The 14,483-nt window shown below is 60.4% G+C and carries 14 protein-coding genes; 12 read left to right on the forward strand and 2 right to left on the reverse strand.

Translation table 11 applies throughout. From position 1 onward, the window contains the following. Positions 1–12: 12 nt before the first annotated feature. From atpG to AC07RZ_RS10015, 7 genes are all read left to right on the forward strand, one after another. Complete coding sequence (gene atpG, locus AC07RZ_RS09985; protein WP_092395801.1) at positions 13–885, forward strand: F0F1 ATP synthase subunit gamma; 873 nt, start codon at positions 13–15, stop codon at positions 883–885. Between the two features lie 49 nt (positions 886–934). After that, complete coding sequence (gene atpD, locus AC07RZ_RS09990; RefSeq protein ID WP_092354792.1) at positions 935–2,335, forward strand: F0F1 ATP synthase subunit beta; 1,401 nt, start codon at positions 935–937, stop codon at positions 2,333–2,335. Positions 2,336–2,415: 80 nt separating this feature from the next. After that, positions 2,416–2,841, forward strand: a complete 426-nt coding sequence (locus tag AC07RZ_RS09995; RefSeq protein WP_041743818.1) for a F0F1 ATP synthase subunit epsilon — start codon at positions 2,416–2,418, stop codon at positions 2,839–2,841. 181 nt (positions 2,842–3,022) lie between these two features. Beyond that, positions 3,023–3,793 carry a basic amino acid ABC transporter substrate-binding protein gene (locus AC07RZ_RS10000; RefSeq protein ID WP_494667841.1) on the forward strand — a complete coding sequence of 257 codons (771 nt, stop codon included), beginning with the start codon at positions 3,023–3,025 and terminating at the stop codon, positions 3,791–3,793. A gap of 131 nt (positions 3,794–3,924) precedes the next feature. Beyond that, the gene (locus AC07RZ_RS10005) at positions 3,925–4,365 is read left to right on the forward strand and encodes a CoA-binding protein (protein ID WP_494667842.1); all 441 of its coding nucleotides are present in this window, start codon (positions 3,925–3,927) and stop codon (positions 4,363–4,365) included. 45 nt (positions 4,366–4,410) lie between these two features. Then, complete coding sequence (locus AC07RZ_RS10010; RefSeq protein ID WP_494667843.1) at positions 4,411–5,217, forward strand: PPK2 family polyphosphate kinase; 807 nt, start codon at positions 4,411–4,413, stop codon at positions 5,215–5,217. A 96-nt stretch (positions 5,218–5,313) separates the two neighbouring features. Further along, the gene (locus AC07RZ_RS10015) at positions 5,314–6,129 is read left to right on the forward strand and encodes an SGNH/GDSL hydrolase family protein (RefSeq protein ID WP_494667844.1); all 816 of its coding nucleotides are present in this window, start codon (positions 5,314–5,316) and stop codon (positions 6,127–6,129) included. 21 nt (positions 6,130–6,150) lie between these two features. Here AC07RZ_RS10015 and AC07RZ_RS10020 read toward each other — a convergent pair whose 3' ends face one another. Both AC07RZ_RS10020 and pdxR read right to left on the reverse strand, forming a co-directional pair. Further along, positions 6,151–6,924: a transporter substrate-binding domain-containing protein gene (locus tag AC07RZ_RS10020; RefSeq protein WP_144742527.1), complete on the reverse strand. Its 774-nt coding sequence runs from the start codon at positions 6,922–6,924 to the stop codon at positions 6,151–6,153. Between the two features lie 20 nt (positions 6,925–6,944). Next, positions 6,945–8,453 carry a MocR-like pyridoxine biosynthesis transcription factor PdxR gene (gene pdxR, locus AC07RZ_RS10025; protein ID WP_494667845.1) on the reverse strand — a complete coding sequence of 503 codons (1,509 nt, stop codon included), beginning with the start codon at positions 8,451–8,453 and terminating at the stop codon, positions 6,945–6,947. A gap of 107 nt (positions 8,454–8,560) precedes the next feature. Here pdxR and gabT point away from each other — a divergent pair, with 107 nt between their 5' ends. The 5 genes from gabT to AC07RZ_RS10050 all read left to right on the forward strand — a co-directional run bounded on the left by gabT (position 8,561) and on the right by AC07RZ_RS10050 (position 14,430). Further along, entirely contained in the window at positions 8,561–9,883 is a 1,323-nt protein-coding gene (gene gabT / locus AC07RZ_RS10030) for a 4-aminobutyrate--2-oxoglutarate transaminase (RefSeq protein WP_494667846.1), read from the forward strand. A 110-nt stretch (positions 9,884–9,993) separates the two neighbouring features. Beyond that, positions 9,994–11,127, forward strand: a complete 1,134-nt coding sequence (locus tag AC07RZ_RS10035; RefSeq protein WP_494667874.1) for an ABC transporter ATP-binding protein — start codon at positions 9,994–9,996, stop codon at positions 11,125–11,127. A 52-nt stretch (positions 11,128–11,179) separates the two neighbouring features. Continuing rightward, positions 11,180–12,220 carry an ABC transporter substrate-binding protein gene (locus AC07RZ_RS10040; RefSeq protein WP_092395787.1) on the forward strand — a complete coding sequence of 347 codons (1,041 nt, stop codon included), beginning with the start codon at positions 11,180–11,182 and terminating at the stop codon, positions 12,218–12,220. A gap of 82 nt (positions 12,221–12,302) precedes the next feature. Continuing rightward, entirely contained in the window at positions 12,303–13,592 is a 1,290-nt protein-coding gene (locus AC07RZ_RS10045; protein ID WP_494667847.1) for an ABC transporter permease, read from the forward strand. A gap of 4 nt (positions 13,593–13,596) precedes the next feature. Beyond that, entirely contained in the window at positions 13,597–14,430 is an 834-nt protein-coding gene (locus tag AC07RZ_RS10050) for an ABC transporter permease (protein WP_494667848.1), read from the forward strand. The last annotated feature ends 53 nt before the right edge of the window (positions 14,431–14,483 follow it).

Consider the following 14,483-nt stretch of genomic DNA (forward strand, 5'->3'; position numbering starts at 1 on the left):
CTGGAGCACGGAATGGCTACAGGTAAAGAGATACGCAGCAAGATCAAGAGCGTAGAAAATACGAAGAAGATCACCAAGGCGATGGAAATGGTCGCCGCATCCAAAATGCGCAAGGCGCAGGACCGGATGCGTGCGGCACGTCCCTACAGTGACAAGATTCGTAATATCGCTTCTAACTTGTCGCAAGCCAATCCAGAGTACACGCACCCGTTCATGGTGAAGCAGGACAACTCCAAGAACGTTGGTTTCATCGTCGTCACCACAGACAAAGGTCTGTGCGGCGGCATGAACACCAACTCCTTGCGTTTGCTGACCTCGAAACTGCGTGAGCTGGAAGGACAAGGCAACAAGGTTCAGGCGGTAGCGATCGGCAACAAGGGTCTGGGTTTCCTCAACCGGATCGGCGCCAAGGTCGTTGCGCATGCCGTGCAGCTGGGCGATACGCCGCATCTGGACAAGCTGATCGGGCCGGTCAAGGTACTGCTCGATGCTTACCAGGAAGGTCGCCTGGACGCGGTTTATCTGGTGTACACCAAGTTCATCAACACGATGAAGCAAGAGCCGATGCTGCAGCAACTGCTGCCGCTGTCGAGCGATCGTCTTGAGGCTGATAAAAAAGGTTCGCATTCCTGGGACTACATTTACGAGCCGGATGTGCAAAGCGTCATCGATGAATTGCTGGTGCGTTACGTGGAAGCGCTGATTTATCAGGCTGTCGCAGAAAACATGGCGTCCGAGCAGTCGGCGCGGATGGTGGCGATGAAGTCGGCAAGCGACAACGCGGGTAACGTGATTGGCGAACTGAAATTGGTATACAACAAGACGCGTCAAGCTGCGATCACGAAGGAATTGTCTGAGATCGTCGCCGGTGCTGCTGCGGTGTAACGCAAACTGCGTTTAACAGAAATTTATTTTATATATTGAAGGAACGAAAATGGCTGATGGCAAAATCGTTCAGTGTATCGGCGCTGTGGTGGACGTTGAATTCCCACGTGACGCGATGCCTAAGATTTACGACGCCTTGAAGATGGATGGCTCGGAACTGACGCTGGAAGTACAACAACAGCTGGGTGACGGCGTAGTCCGCACCATTGCGCTGGGTACATCCGACGGTTTGCGCCGCGGCATGACAATCAAGAACACAGGCCAGCCAATCATGGTGCCGACCGGTAAAGCAACACTGGGCCGCATCATGGACGTGCTGGGCAACCCGATCGACGAATGCGGTCCGGTAAGCCACGAAACCACTGCCTCTATCCATCGCAAGGCTCCTGCGTACGACGAACTGTCGCCGTCGCAAGAACTGCTGGAAACCGGCATCAAGGTTATCGACCTGGTTTGCCCGTTCGCCAAGGGCGGTAAAGTCGGCCTGTTCGGCGGCGCGGGCGTGGGCAAGACCGTGAACATGATGGAACTGATCAACAACATCGCCAAGGCGCATAGCGGCTTGTCCGTGTTTGCCGGCGTCGGTGAGCGTACTCGCGAGGGTAACGACTTCTATCACGAAATGGCTGACGCTAAAGTGGTTGATCTGGAACATCCGGAAAAATCCAAGGTCGCCATGGTGTACGGCCAGATGAATGAACCGCCAGGCAACCGTCTGCGCGTTGCGCTGACCGGCCTGACCATCGCTGAAGGTTTCCGCGATGAAGGCAAGGACGTGCTGTTCTTCGTCGATAACATCTACCGCTACACACTGGCCGGTACCGAAGTTTCCGCGCTGCTGGGCCGTATGCCTTCCGCCGTGGGTTACCAGCCAACGCTGGCTTCGGAAATGGGCCAGCTGCAAGAACGTATCACATCGACAAAAACCGGTTCGATCACATCGATCCAGGCCGTCTACGTTCCTGCGGATGACTTGACCGACCCGTCGCCTGCAACCACGTTTGCTCACTTGGACTCCACCGTTGTGTTGTCGCGTGACATCGCTTCGCTGGGTATCTACCCTGCGGTTGATCCGCTCGACTCGACTTCGCGCCAGCTGGATCCGCAAGTGGTCGGCCAGGAGCACTACGAAACTGCCCGCGCTGTGCAAGGCATCTTGCAACGCTACAAGGAATTGCGCGACATTATCGCGATCCTGGGCATGGACGAACTGGCTCCGGAAGACAAGCTGCTGGTGGCGCGTGCACGCAAGATGCAGCGTTTCCTGTCGCAGCCTTTCCACGTTGCTGAAGTGTTTACCGGTTCGCCAGGTAAATACGTTTCGCTGAAGGACACGATCAAGGGCTTCAAGATGATCGCCAGCGGCGAACTCGATCACCTGCCGGAACAAGCGTTCTACATGGTCGGCACGATCGAAGAAGCAATCGAAAAGGCCAAGAAGATCGGCTAACCGGCAAGCGCCGGAGCTGCCGCAGCTGAGCGGCTGCGGCGCTTCCCGTTAGTGACTTCATGGACAACAAAGGGTTTAAGATGGCAAACACTATTCACGTAGACGTTGTTTCCGCGGAAGAGATGATCTTCTCCGGCGAAGCTGAATTCGTCGCGTTGCCGGGCGAGTCGGGCGAGCTGGGGATTTATCCTCGTCACACCCCGCTGATCACGCGCATCAAGCCGGGCGCGGTACGGATCAAGGTGGCAGGCCAGGCGCAGGACGAGTTCGTGTTCGTTGCCGGCGGTTTGCTGGAAGTGCAGCCGAATCACGTTACCGTTCTGGCTGACACGGCCATCCGCGGCGCCGACCTGGACGAAGCGAAGGCTAGCGAAGCCAAGCGCCGTGCCGAAGAAGCGTTGACCAATAAAGAATCCCTGATCGATTACGCAAAAGCACAGTCCGAGTTGTCGGCAGCGATTGCGCAACTGGCAGCGATTGCGAAATTGCGTCAAAAAGGACGTTGATCCGGTAAAACGCCGTTAATTCGGATGGCAACCAGAAAAAGCAGCTTCGGCTGCTTTTTTGTTGCCTGCAGCAACAATCTTTATCATTTGTCATCGCGTTTTTAATGACGCCGCCGCTGATCTTCCACTAAGATGGATGAAAAGCGCAGGTCCCCGTCGCGCGCATAAATGGAGACGACAAATGAAAATCCGGCTGCTGCATTTCCTGACCGCCGCTCTGCTGGCAATCGGCCTGTGCGCCTGCGAGAAGCCGGCCAACACGGCTCCCACTCCCAAGGTTTACCGGGTCGGCATGAACGCCGCGTTCGCCCCGTTCGGCTCCATAGATACCAGCGGCAAGATCGTCGGCTTCGACGCCGACATCATGCAGGCGGTAGCGGACCAGGCGGGCATCAAGATCGTCTGGGTGAATACGCCGTGGGAAGGAATTTTCTCTACCCTGGCCAACGCCGACATCGACATCATCGCTTCCGGCGTCACGATTACCGACGAGCGCAAGCAAAGCATGCTGTTTTCCGATCCGTATTTCGAGGCCAAGCAGGTAATCCTGGTGGCGCCCGGCAAACAGATCGGCAGCCCGGACGACCTGAAGCAGGCAAACCGGGTCGGCGTCACCGCCGGCACCAGCGCCGACACCATCATGCAGAAAATGCTCGGCAAGAACAACAATGCCCTGGTGCGCTTCGAAAGCCTGCCGCTGCTGCTGAACGAAGTGGATAACGGCGGGGTCGATGCCGCGGTGGGCGACAACGGCGCGGTAGAGAACCACCTGAAATTCAACAAGGACAAGGGCTTCAAGCTGATCGAAAGCGACAAGTTTGAAAAAGAATACTATGGCATCGCGGTAAGGCCGGCCGATACCGCGCTGATGGCCAAGATCAACAGCGCGCTGAAAGCCCTGCACAGCAACGGCAGCTACGACAAGATCTACGCCAGCTATTTCTCCAAGTAGCCTGGGGCAGGGCGGGTGTGCAGCCCGCCTTGCGCTCGCTGGCAGAACAGCGGGTTCTCGCGGTAATATCACAGAAAGATTCTCAAGCTTACGAGGATTTCCCTTACGCCGACAAGTAGATATCCGAACCCATGCCAACTACATCCGCTCCTGTGTCCAACCCTGCCAACCCGATCATCGCCATCGTCGGCCTTTCTTCCAAACCGGACCGGCCAAGCTATGGCGTAGCCCGCTACATGCAGGAGCGCGGTTACCGGATCATCCCGGTCAATCCCACGCATGCCGGCGCGCACATCCTCGGCGAGCCTTGCTACGCTAACCTGTACGACGCGGCGAAAGCACTGGCCGCGGACCAGCTGAAGATCGACATCGTCGACTGTTTCCGCAAGGCGGAAGATATTCCGCCTATCGTCGGCGAAGCGATCATGATCGACGCCCGCTGTGTCTGGATGCAACTCGGCATCGTCAACGAAGCGGCAGCCGCCAAGGCGCGCGCCAACGGCTTGCAGGTGGAAATGGATAGCTGCATCAAGATCGAACATGCGCTGGGAAACCTGCATGGCATCCTGTAAGCAGCAACCGCCATATCGTCCCGGTCAGGGATATCGGAGAACACAATGAAAGCATGCAAGCAATTCCGCGCCGGCAAGCAGACCAATATCAAGGATGCCGACGCCGAGCAGAAACCGCTCTCCAGCGGCGACAAGCTCAAGGACCGCGACCAGGTAGCGGCGCTGGCGGCGGAAATCGCCGTGCTGCAGGAAATGCTGTACGCGGCGCAGGAGCACAAGGTGCTGGTGGTACTGCAGGGCATCGACACCAGCGGCAAGGACGGCACCGTAAAAGGGGTGTTCAACCTGATCAATCCGCAAGGCATCCAGATTGCCAACTTCAAGGCCCCCAGCGCCATCGAGCGCGCCCACGACTATCTGTGGCGAGTGCATCAGCAGGTGCCGCAGCAGGGCGAGATCGTGGTCTTCAACCGCAGCCATTATGAAGACGTGCTGATCACCCGCGTGCACGACTGGATCGACGAGGCTGAATGCGAACGCCGCTACGCCCAGATCCGCGATTTCGAGAGAATGCTGGCGGAAACCGGCACCACCATCATCAAGTGCCTGTTGCACATTTCCAAAGACGAGCAGCGCAACCGCCTGCAGGAACGCATCGACGATCCGGCCAAGCACTGGAAATTCGACATGCAGGACCTGGAAGAGCGCAAAAGCTGGGCCAAATACCAGGTATTGTTTGGCAAGGCGATCGATGCGACCGATGCCGACCACGCGCCCTGGTATGTGATCCCGGCCAATTCCAAGACGCACCGCAACCTGGCGATCGCCAGCATCCTGCTGGAAACCCTGACGGACCTGAAACTGAAGCCGCCGCCTGCCAAACCTGAGTTAAAAGGCTTGAAGATAGAATGAATTTAACGGCGGCAACCACTATAATTGTTTGCTGTTAAGAAAAAATCATATAAACAGTTTGATCCGTGACGTTAGCAAAAATGAAGGAGACATGACGTGCGCCGCTGGTTGCCGGAACTGATCGCATTACCGCTCTTGCCATGGCTGCTCATACAAGGCCGTCGCACGCGCCGCATCACGCCACGCCTGCCGGAAGCGATGGGACCGACCATCGGCCAGGCCCAGATCGCCGGCAGTACGGAGCCGCCGCAACGGCCGCTGGCTTTGCTGACGATCGGCGAGTCGCCGGTGGCAGGGGTCGGCGTCGCCACCCATTACGAAGCGATCACCGGCCAGTTTGCCGCTGCGCTGGCGATGCGCTTGCAGCGTACCGTGACCTGGCAGGCGGTCGGCGAAAACGGCGCCACCCTGAGCGACGCCGTCAAGACCATGCTGCCCCAGGTGGCCTCGCAAAAGGTGGATATCGTGCTGATTGCGTTCGGCGTCAACGACACTACCGCATTCCGCTCCTGCAACCGCTACCGGGCCGAGCTGCTGCAGCTGATGCGCGACTTGCAGGCGCACCTGGACCCGCGCCTGATCGTGATTTCCGGGATTCCGCCCATCCACGCCTTCCCGTCGTTGCCGGAACCCCTGCGCTACGTGCTTGGCTTGAAAGCCAAGGCGCTGGATGAAACGGTGGAACAGCTGATTGCCGAGCTGCCGGCAGACCTCGGCCAGCTGCGGGTAACGCGGGTGCCTATCCTGATCGACATCAACGACCACGCCCTGATGGCGTCCGACGGCTATCATCCATCCGCCAGCGGCGTCTCCCTGTGGGCGCGCCAGCTGGCGACCGCTGTCGCGGCCCATCTGAAATCGATCAAGAAGAGCAAGCTGGCCGCGCAGCAGGCGGCCAGCAAGCAGGGCTGAGCCGCCGGCTTCCTGTGCGGATTACTTGAGCCACTGGTTGAGCACCCGGTCGTAGTCGCCGGTCGCTTTCAGCTGGTGCATCCAGGTGTCGACGAATTCCTTGAACGGCACATCGCCGCGCGGCAGCATGAACGCCTTTTCCGAGAATTGCAGCGGCTGGTCCGGACGGATCGCGCATAGCTGCGGATGCAGCTTGGCCTGCCACAGGGTTTCGCTGGCGTCGGTCACCATCACGTCGGCCTTGCCCTGCACGATCTGGTCGAAGATGGTGACATTGTCCGGGTGCAGGATCAGCTGTGCCTGCTTGTAGTTGGCGCGGGCGAACCGTTCATTGGTGCCGCCCGGGTTAACGATGGCGCGCGTGGCCGGCTGGTCGATCGCCGCCAGCGACTGGAATTTTGCGGCGTCGGCGCAACGCGCGATCGCCGCTTTGCCATCCACCATGTGCGGGGCCGAAAACGAGACTTTCTTTTGCCGCTCAAGCGTCACCGATACGCCGCCCATGGCGATATCGCATTTCTCCAGGAAGTCGCTGGTCAGGTTGGTCCAGCTGGTCTTGACGAAGCGCGCTTCGACCCCGAGCGCCTTGGCCAGCGAGCGCGCCAGGTCGACATCGATGCCTTCGAAACTGTTGTCGCTCTTGAAAAACGTGAACGGCTTGTAGTCGCCGGTCATGCACACCCGCAGGCTGCCGGATTTGACGACTTCGTCGAGCCGCGACGGCGCGGTCTGGGCGAAGGCAGAGGTGGCCGTTGCGGCTAGCGCCAGCACCAGCGTGAAAATCAACTTTTTCATGCAATCTCCTTGGTTAAAAATCATTTCCAGTGGGTTTTTATGATCGCCGCCAGCTTGTCGAAAGCCGGCGCGATCTGTTCATTCGGCACGCAGGCATAACCCAGCAGCAAACCCTGGTGACTGGCGCCGGCGTTCATGAAATAGCGCGACAGCGGCCGCGCCACGATGCCCGCGGCGCGCGCGGCGCGGCTGATGGCCAGGTCGTCGCATTGCGGCGGCAAGCCCAGCGCCAGGTGCAGGCCGGCTTCGCCGCCGGTGAGCGTGATGCGGTCGCCGAAATGCCGTTCGATCGCAGCCTGCAGCAGGTGCAGGCGCTCCGCATACAAGAGCCGCATGCGCCGGATGTGCGAGGCAAAATGGCCTTCGGTCATGAAATCGGCCATGATCGCCTGCATGAAAACCTGGCTGCCGCGATACAGCTCGGAGACGCCGGTCGCAAACGCCGGCGCCAGCGATTCCGGCACCACCATGAAACCGATGCGCAGGCTGGGAAACATGGTCTTGCTGAAGGTGCCCATGTACAGCACGCGGTCGTCGGTATCCATGCCCTGCAAGGACGCCAGCGGCCGGCTGCCGTAGCGGAATTCGCTGTCGTAGTCGTCTTCGATGATCCAGACCTTGCGGGTCGCTGCATATTCCAGCAGCATGCGCCGCCGCGACAAGCTCATCACCATGCCCAGCGGATACTGGTGCGACGGCGTGGCGCAGATGAAACGCGGCGGCTGGCGCAGGTTGGCCAGGCGCATGCGCATGCCTTCGGCGTCGACCGGGATCGCCACCGGCTTGATGCCAAGCGAGTTGAGCACGCTGCGTGTGCCCCAGTAGCACGGATCTTCGACCCAGGCGCTGTCGCCATGCTCGCCCAGCAGCTTGACCACGATGTCCAGCGACTGGTGGATGCCGGTGGTGATGATCACCTGGCTGGCATTGCAGTTGACCGAACGCGCGATGCGCAGGTATTCGGCGACCGCTTCGCGCAGCGGCAGGTAGCCGCCGGCGTCGCCGTAGGTCAGCAGCTCGGCGCGCGAACGGCGCCAGTGCTTGTTTTGCAGGCGGCTCCAGATCTTGTTCGGGAACAGGGTGACGTCCGGCACGCCCGGCATGAATGCGCCCCACTGCAAATCGCTGACGCCGGCTTGCTGGATCAGCGCCGCGCCATGGGCCGACAGTTCCGACTGGCCGCTGGGGTCGGTCAGCGGCGGGGTGTTCAGGCGGACTTCGGGAATCTGGTCGGGCGTGGTGTCGGCGATGAAGGTGCCGGCGCCGGCGCGGGTTTCCAGGTAACCCTCGGCGATCAGCTGTTCGTAGGCATAGGTCACGGTATTGCGCGATATGGCCAGTTCGCGCGCCAGGTCGCGCGAAGACGGCAGTTGCCAGCCGGATGGCAGCAGCTGCGACAGGATGGCTTCGCGGATGGCCTGGTAGATCTGCCGGTTGAGCGGCGCGCCTGTCCCTTTGGCCGCCTTGGCGCCGTCGGCGCCGCGTTCCATGCGCATCAGCAAAAAATCGGTGAGCGAGGCGATGCGCAAAGTGGCTCCATTAGAAAACTGAAAGTGGCACTATATTATAGATCCAGCTCGGCCTTAGTATGCATCAAAGCTTGTACAAAAAACGCATATCGATTCTAGGAGCCAAGATGAAAAACGACGGATACCACGCAGCCGCGGCAGCGGCAACCACCAACGCTGCACTGCATCAACGGAAAAATGCCGCCACGCCGCGCGGCGTCGGCGTCATGTGCGATTTCTACGCCTCGCATGCCTTGAATGCCGAAATCTGGGATGTGGAAAACCGCCGCTTCATCGATTTCGCGGCCGGCATCGCCGTCCTCAACACCGGCCATCGCCATCCGAAACTGGTCGCGGCGATCCAGGAACAGCTCGGCAAGTTCACCCATACCGCCTACCAGATCGTGCCTTACGCCAGCTATGTCGAACTGGCCGAGCGCATCAACGCCATCACGCCTGGCGGCCATGCCAAAAAAACCACCTTCTTCTCGACCGGCGCCGAAGCAGTAGAGAACGCCGTCAAGATCGCCCGCGCCGCCACCGGCCGCAGCGCCGTGATTGCGTTTTCCGGCGCGTTCCACGGCCGTACCATGATGGGCATGGCGCTGACCGGCAAAGTGGTGCCGTACAAGGTCGGTTTCGGCCCGTTCCCGGCCGAGGTCTACCATGTGCCGTTCCCGATGGAATTGCATGGCGTCAGCGTCGAGAGTTCGCTGGCCGCACTGCAGGCGCTGTTCAAGGCCGACGTCGATCCCAAGCGGGTCGCCGCCATCATCCTCGAGCCGGTGCAGGGCGAGGGTGGTTTCTACGCTGCGCCGCCGGCCTTGATGCAGGCGCTGCGCGCCTTGTGCGACGAGCACGGCATCCTGCTGGTGGTGGATGAAGTGCAGACCGGTTTTGCCCGCACCGGCAAGCTGTTCGCGGTAGAGCATTCCGGCGTGATTCCGGACCTGATGACGATGGCCAAGAGCCTGGCCGGCGGCATGCCGCTGTCGGCTGTGTGCGGCCGCGCCGAGATCATGGATGCGGCGGCGCCTGGCGGCCTGGGCGGCACTTACGCCGGCAATCCGCTGGCAGTGGCTTCCGCGCTGGCCGTGCTGGACGTGATCGAAGAAGAAAAACTGGTGGAGCGCGCCAACTTGCTGGGCGCCAAGCTGAAACAGGTACTGGAAGGCTTGCGTGCCGAGATCCCGCAGATTGCCGACATCCGCGGCCTGGGGGCGATGGTGGCGGTGGAATTCTTGCAGCCCGGCACGCGCCTGCCGGATGCCGAGTTCACCAAGAAGGTCCAGGCCGAGGCGCTCAAAAACGGCTTGCTGTTGTTGAGCTGCGGGGTCTACAGTAATGCGATCCGCTTCTTGTTTCCGCTGACCATAGAGGATAACTTGATGGATGAGGCGCTGGCCATCCTGAGCGCAGCGATGCGCACTGTTGCAGCCGCTAAAACCTAGATTCGGCAGTTGACCGCTCATTTGGGCCTGAAAAGCCCTATGAGCGCTGTTTATCTTTCGTTTAATTCTAGGTTGAAACTTGTCGGGAGAATGAGTTGAAGCAAGAAAATATCGCCACCCACTTGCCCTTGGTGTCCAAGGAAGTTGCCGATAAGCCAGGCGCGCCGGATATCCTGGTGCAGTTTTCCGGCGTCAAGAAAACCTACGACGGCGAGAACCTGGTGGTCAAGGACCTCAACCTGGATATCCAGCGCGGCGAGTTCCTGACCTTGCTCGGGCCTTCCGGTTCCGGCAAGACCACTTGCCTGATGATGCTGGCCGGCTTCGAATTCCCCACCGGCGGCGAAATCCGGCTTGACGGCCAGTTGCTCAACAAGGTGCCGCCGCATAAGCGCAACATCGGCATGGTGTTCCAGAACTATGCGCTGTTCCCGCACATGACCGTGGCGCAAAACGTCGCCTATCCGCTGCGGGTGCGCAACATCAGCGGCAGCGAACGGGCCGGCAAGGTCAAGAAAGCGCTGGACATGGTGCAGATGGGCAAGTTCGGCGACCGTTATCCGGCCCAGCTGTCCGGCGGCCAGCAGCAGCGCATCGCGCTGGCGCGGGCGCTGGTGTTCGATCCCAAGCTGGTGCTGATGGACGAGCCGCTGGGCGCGCTCGACAAGCAGCTGCGCGAACACATGCAGCTCGAACTGAAAGCCTTGCACAAGCGGCTCGGCGTGACCTTTGTCTACGTCACCCATGACCAGAGCGAAGCGCTGACCATGTCCGACCGCGTCGCCGTGTTCGACCAGGGCATCATCCAGCAGCTGGCGGTGGTCGACCGTCTCTACGAATATCCCGAAAACCAGTTCGTGGCCGGTTTCATCGGCGACAACAACCGTTTCAACGGCGTGCTGGCGGCCAGCGAAGGCGCCAACGGCACGGTGCGTTTGCCGCATGGCGGCTTGCTGAGCGGGCTCAACGCCAACGACGCCAGCGTCGGCCGGCAGGTGGTCGCCTGCATCCGGCCGGAACGGATCCACCTGCTGCCGCTGGCCGATGCGCCGGAACAGGCTTTGCGCGTCAGCGTCAGCAGCCTGATCTATTTCGGCGATCACGTGCGAGTGCGCTGCGCAATCCCGCAGCAGGACGACTGTTTCGTCAAGCTTTCCCTGAATGATCCGGCGCTGGCCGGATTGTACGAAGGCACAGAGGTTGCATTGGACATAGATCCCAAGCACCTGCGCATTTTCATTTGAAAATTTTCCGCACTTGTTCGCATTTGCTTTTTTTAAATCCCGAGGAGACGTGATGAAGTCGATATTCAAACCTGTTTTTAGCAGCGTTGTACTGGCGCTGGCTGCAGTAGGCATGGCGCAGGCGGCAGCCCTGACGGTGGTCAATTTCGGCGGCGCCAACGGCGCGGCGCAAAAAGTGGCCTATATCGATCCCTACGCCAAGGCTAGCGGCGACAAGATCACGGTCGTCGAATTCAACGGCGAGCTGGCCAAGGTCAAAGCCATGGTCGAAGCCAAGAAGGTCAGCTGGGACGTGGTCGAAGTGGATGCCGGCGATATCGGCCGCGCCTGCGAAGAAGGCTTGCTGGAAAAGATCGACTTCAGCAAGATCGGCAACAAGGCCGATTTCAGCCCTGCCGCCATCCATGAATGCGGCGTCGGCGCTTTCGTCTGGTCGACCGTGCTGGCCTACGATGCCGACAAGCTCAAGACCGCGCCGAAAACCTGGGCCGATTTCTGGGACACCAAGAAATTCCCCGGCAAGCGCGCCATGAAGAAGGGCGCCGAGTACACGCTGGAATTTGCGCTGATGGCCGATGGCGTGGCGCCGAAAGACGTCTACAAGCTGCTCGGCACCAAAGCCGGCGTCGACCGCGCCTTCAAGAAGCTGGATGAGCTCAAGCCGAATATCCAGTGGTGGGAAGCCGGCGCCCAGCCGCCGCAATTCCTGGTGGCAGGCGATGTCGTGATGTCGACCGCATTCAACGGCCGTATCGACGCCGCGCAACGGGAAGGCAAGAACCTGAAGGTGAGCTGGATCGGCAGCATCTACACGCTTGATTTCTGGGTGATTCCAAAGGGCACGCCGAACAAGGCCGACGCCGAGAAATTCATTGCCTTCGCCAGCAAGCCGGATTCGCAAAAGGCTTACGCCAGCAATATCTCCTACGGTCCGGTGAACAACCAGGCGCTCAAGCTGCTTGATCCGAAAACGCTGGCTAACCTGCCGACCTCGCCGACCAATGCCAAGGACGCCTTGCAACTGAGCCTGTCGTTCTGGACCGACCATGGTGAAGAACTGGAGCAGCGCTTCACGGCCTGGGCCGCCAAGTAAGCGGACCGGCATGGCCGCAAGCGGTGTTGTCCACGGCTTGCGGCGGTTCTTTGCAATTCACTTCTAGCGTACCCGGAACACCATGACTTCTATTGCATCTGCCGGCGTCAGTCCGGTCATGACGCCGCCCGCATCACCGCAGAATTCCCGGCTCAAGCGTGAGTTGCGCCAGGCCCAGTTCCGCAAGCGCGCCGCCGCGCTGGCGCTGATCGCGCCGCTGGCGATTTTCCTGCTGCTGACTTTCCTGGTGCCGATCGCGATGCTGCTCAAGCGCGCTGTGGAAAATCCGGAAATCGCCGCCACGCTGCCGCATACCGTGGCCGCGCTGAGCAACTGGGACCGCAAGAGCGCGCCGCCGGACGCCGCCTACGCCGGCCTCGCCAGCGACCTGCTGCGCGCCAGGGAAGACAGTTCAGCCGGTTCGCTGGCGCGCCGCCTCAATTCGGAAATCTCGGGCGCCCGTTCCATCATCATGAAAACCGCGCGCGCCTTGCCTTTGCTGGATGCCGACGGCAAACTGCTGGCGCCGACGCAAATCAAGCAGGCGCTGATCGACATCGATGAGCAATGGAGCCAGCTGCCGTACTGGCAGGCGATCGCCAAGAACGGCGCGCCGTATTCGCCGTACTACCTGCTGGCGGCGCTGGACCTGAAGCAGGACGCGTTCGGCCATATCGAAAAAGCCGATCCAAGCGCATCGGTATACCAGAAGATTTTCGGCCGCACGTTCTGGATGGGACTGGTCGCCACCCTGGCTTGCCTGGTGCTCGGTTATCCGCTGGCGTACTGGCTGTCGACCATGTCGGAGCGGCGCGCCAACCTGTTCATGATCCTGGTGCTGATCCCGTTCTGGACCTCGATCCTGGTGCGGGTCGCGGCCTGGATCGTATTGCTGCAGTCGGAAGGCCTGGTCAACAAGGCGCTGATGGCGGCCGGCCTGACCCAGGCGCCGCTGGAACTGCTGTTCAACCGCATCGGCGTGTATATCGCCATGACCCACATCCTGCTGCCGTTCATGATCCTGCCGCTGTATAGCGTGATGAAGGCCATACCGCCGACCTACCTGCGCGCCGCGGTGTCGCTCGGCAGCCATCCGTTCGCCGCGTTCTGGCGCGTGTATGTGCCGCAAACCTATCCTGGCATCGGCGCCGGCGCCTTGCTGGTGTTCATCCTGTCGGTCGGCTACTACATCACGCCGGCGCTGCTGGGCGGGCCGAATGAGCAGATGGTGAGCTATTACATCGCTTATTTCACCAATGTCACCATCAACTGGGGCATGGCTTGCGCGCTGGGCGCCCTGCTGTTTGCCGCGACGCTGGTGCTGTACGGCGTGTATCGCCGCTTCACCAAAAACGACGTGGCCATGGGATAAGAAAATGAAACTGTTTCCACAATTCCCCCCTTACGTCTCGTTGGCCGAACGCGTCTGGTTTTTCTTTTCGCGCGGCTTCAACCTGCTGGTGCTGCTGTTCCTGCTGCTGCCGATCCTGGTGATCATTCCGCTGTCGTTCAGCGACAGCACTTTCCTGGTGTATCCGATCCACGGTTTTTCGATGCGCTGGTACCAGAACCTGGTGCATTCGGAAGAATGGGTCAGCGCCGCTAAAAACAGCTTCATCGTGGCGCCGTTGGCGACCGTGCTGGCGACCATACTCGGCACCCTGGCGGCGGTCGGCCTGAACAAGGCGGATTTCCACGGCAAGGGTTTGCTGATGGCGGTGCTGATCTCGCCGATGGTGGTGCCGGTGGTGGTGGTCGGCGTCGGCGTTTATCTGTTCTTTGCGCAGATCGGCTTGTCCGACAGCTACACCGGCCTGATCCTGGCGCATGCGGCGCTCGGCGCGCCGTTCGTGGTGACCACGGTGCTGGCGACGCTGCAAGGCTTCAACCAGAACCTGGTGCGCGCCAGCCTCAGCCTGGGCGCCAATCCGCTCTCCACGTTTTTCCGGATTACCTTGCCGGTGATTGCACCGGGCCTGATTTCCGGCGCCTTGTTCGCCTTCGCCACCTCGTTCGACGATGTAGTGGTAACCTTGTTCGTAGCCGGCCCCGGCCAAGCCACCTTGCCACGCCAGATGTTTACCGGCATCAAGGAAAACATCAGCCCGACCATCGCAGCGCTGGCCACCATCCTGATCGTGTTTTCCACCTGCCTGCTGCTGGTGCTGGAGTGGATACGCGGACGCAACAAGGCGCTCGCCAAATTCTAGCCGCTTGCAGAGCACTGCTTCTCGGCACGCATATCGCAACCTGGTATGCGTGT

This window comes from Collimonas sp. GW821-FHT07E08 (assembly GCF_059418905.1).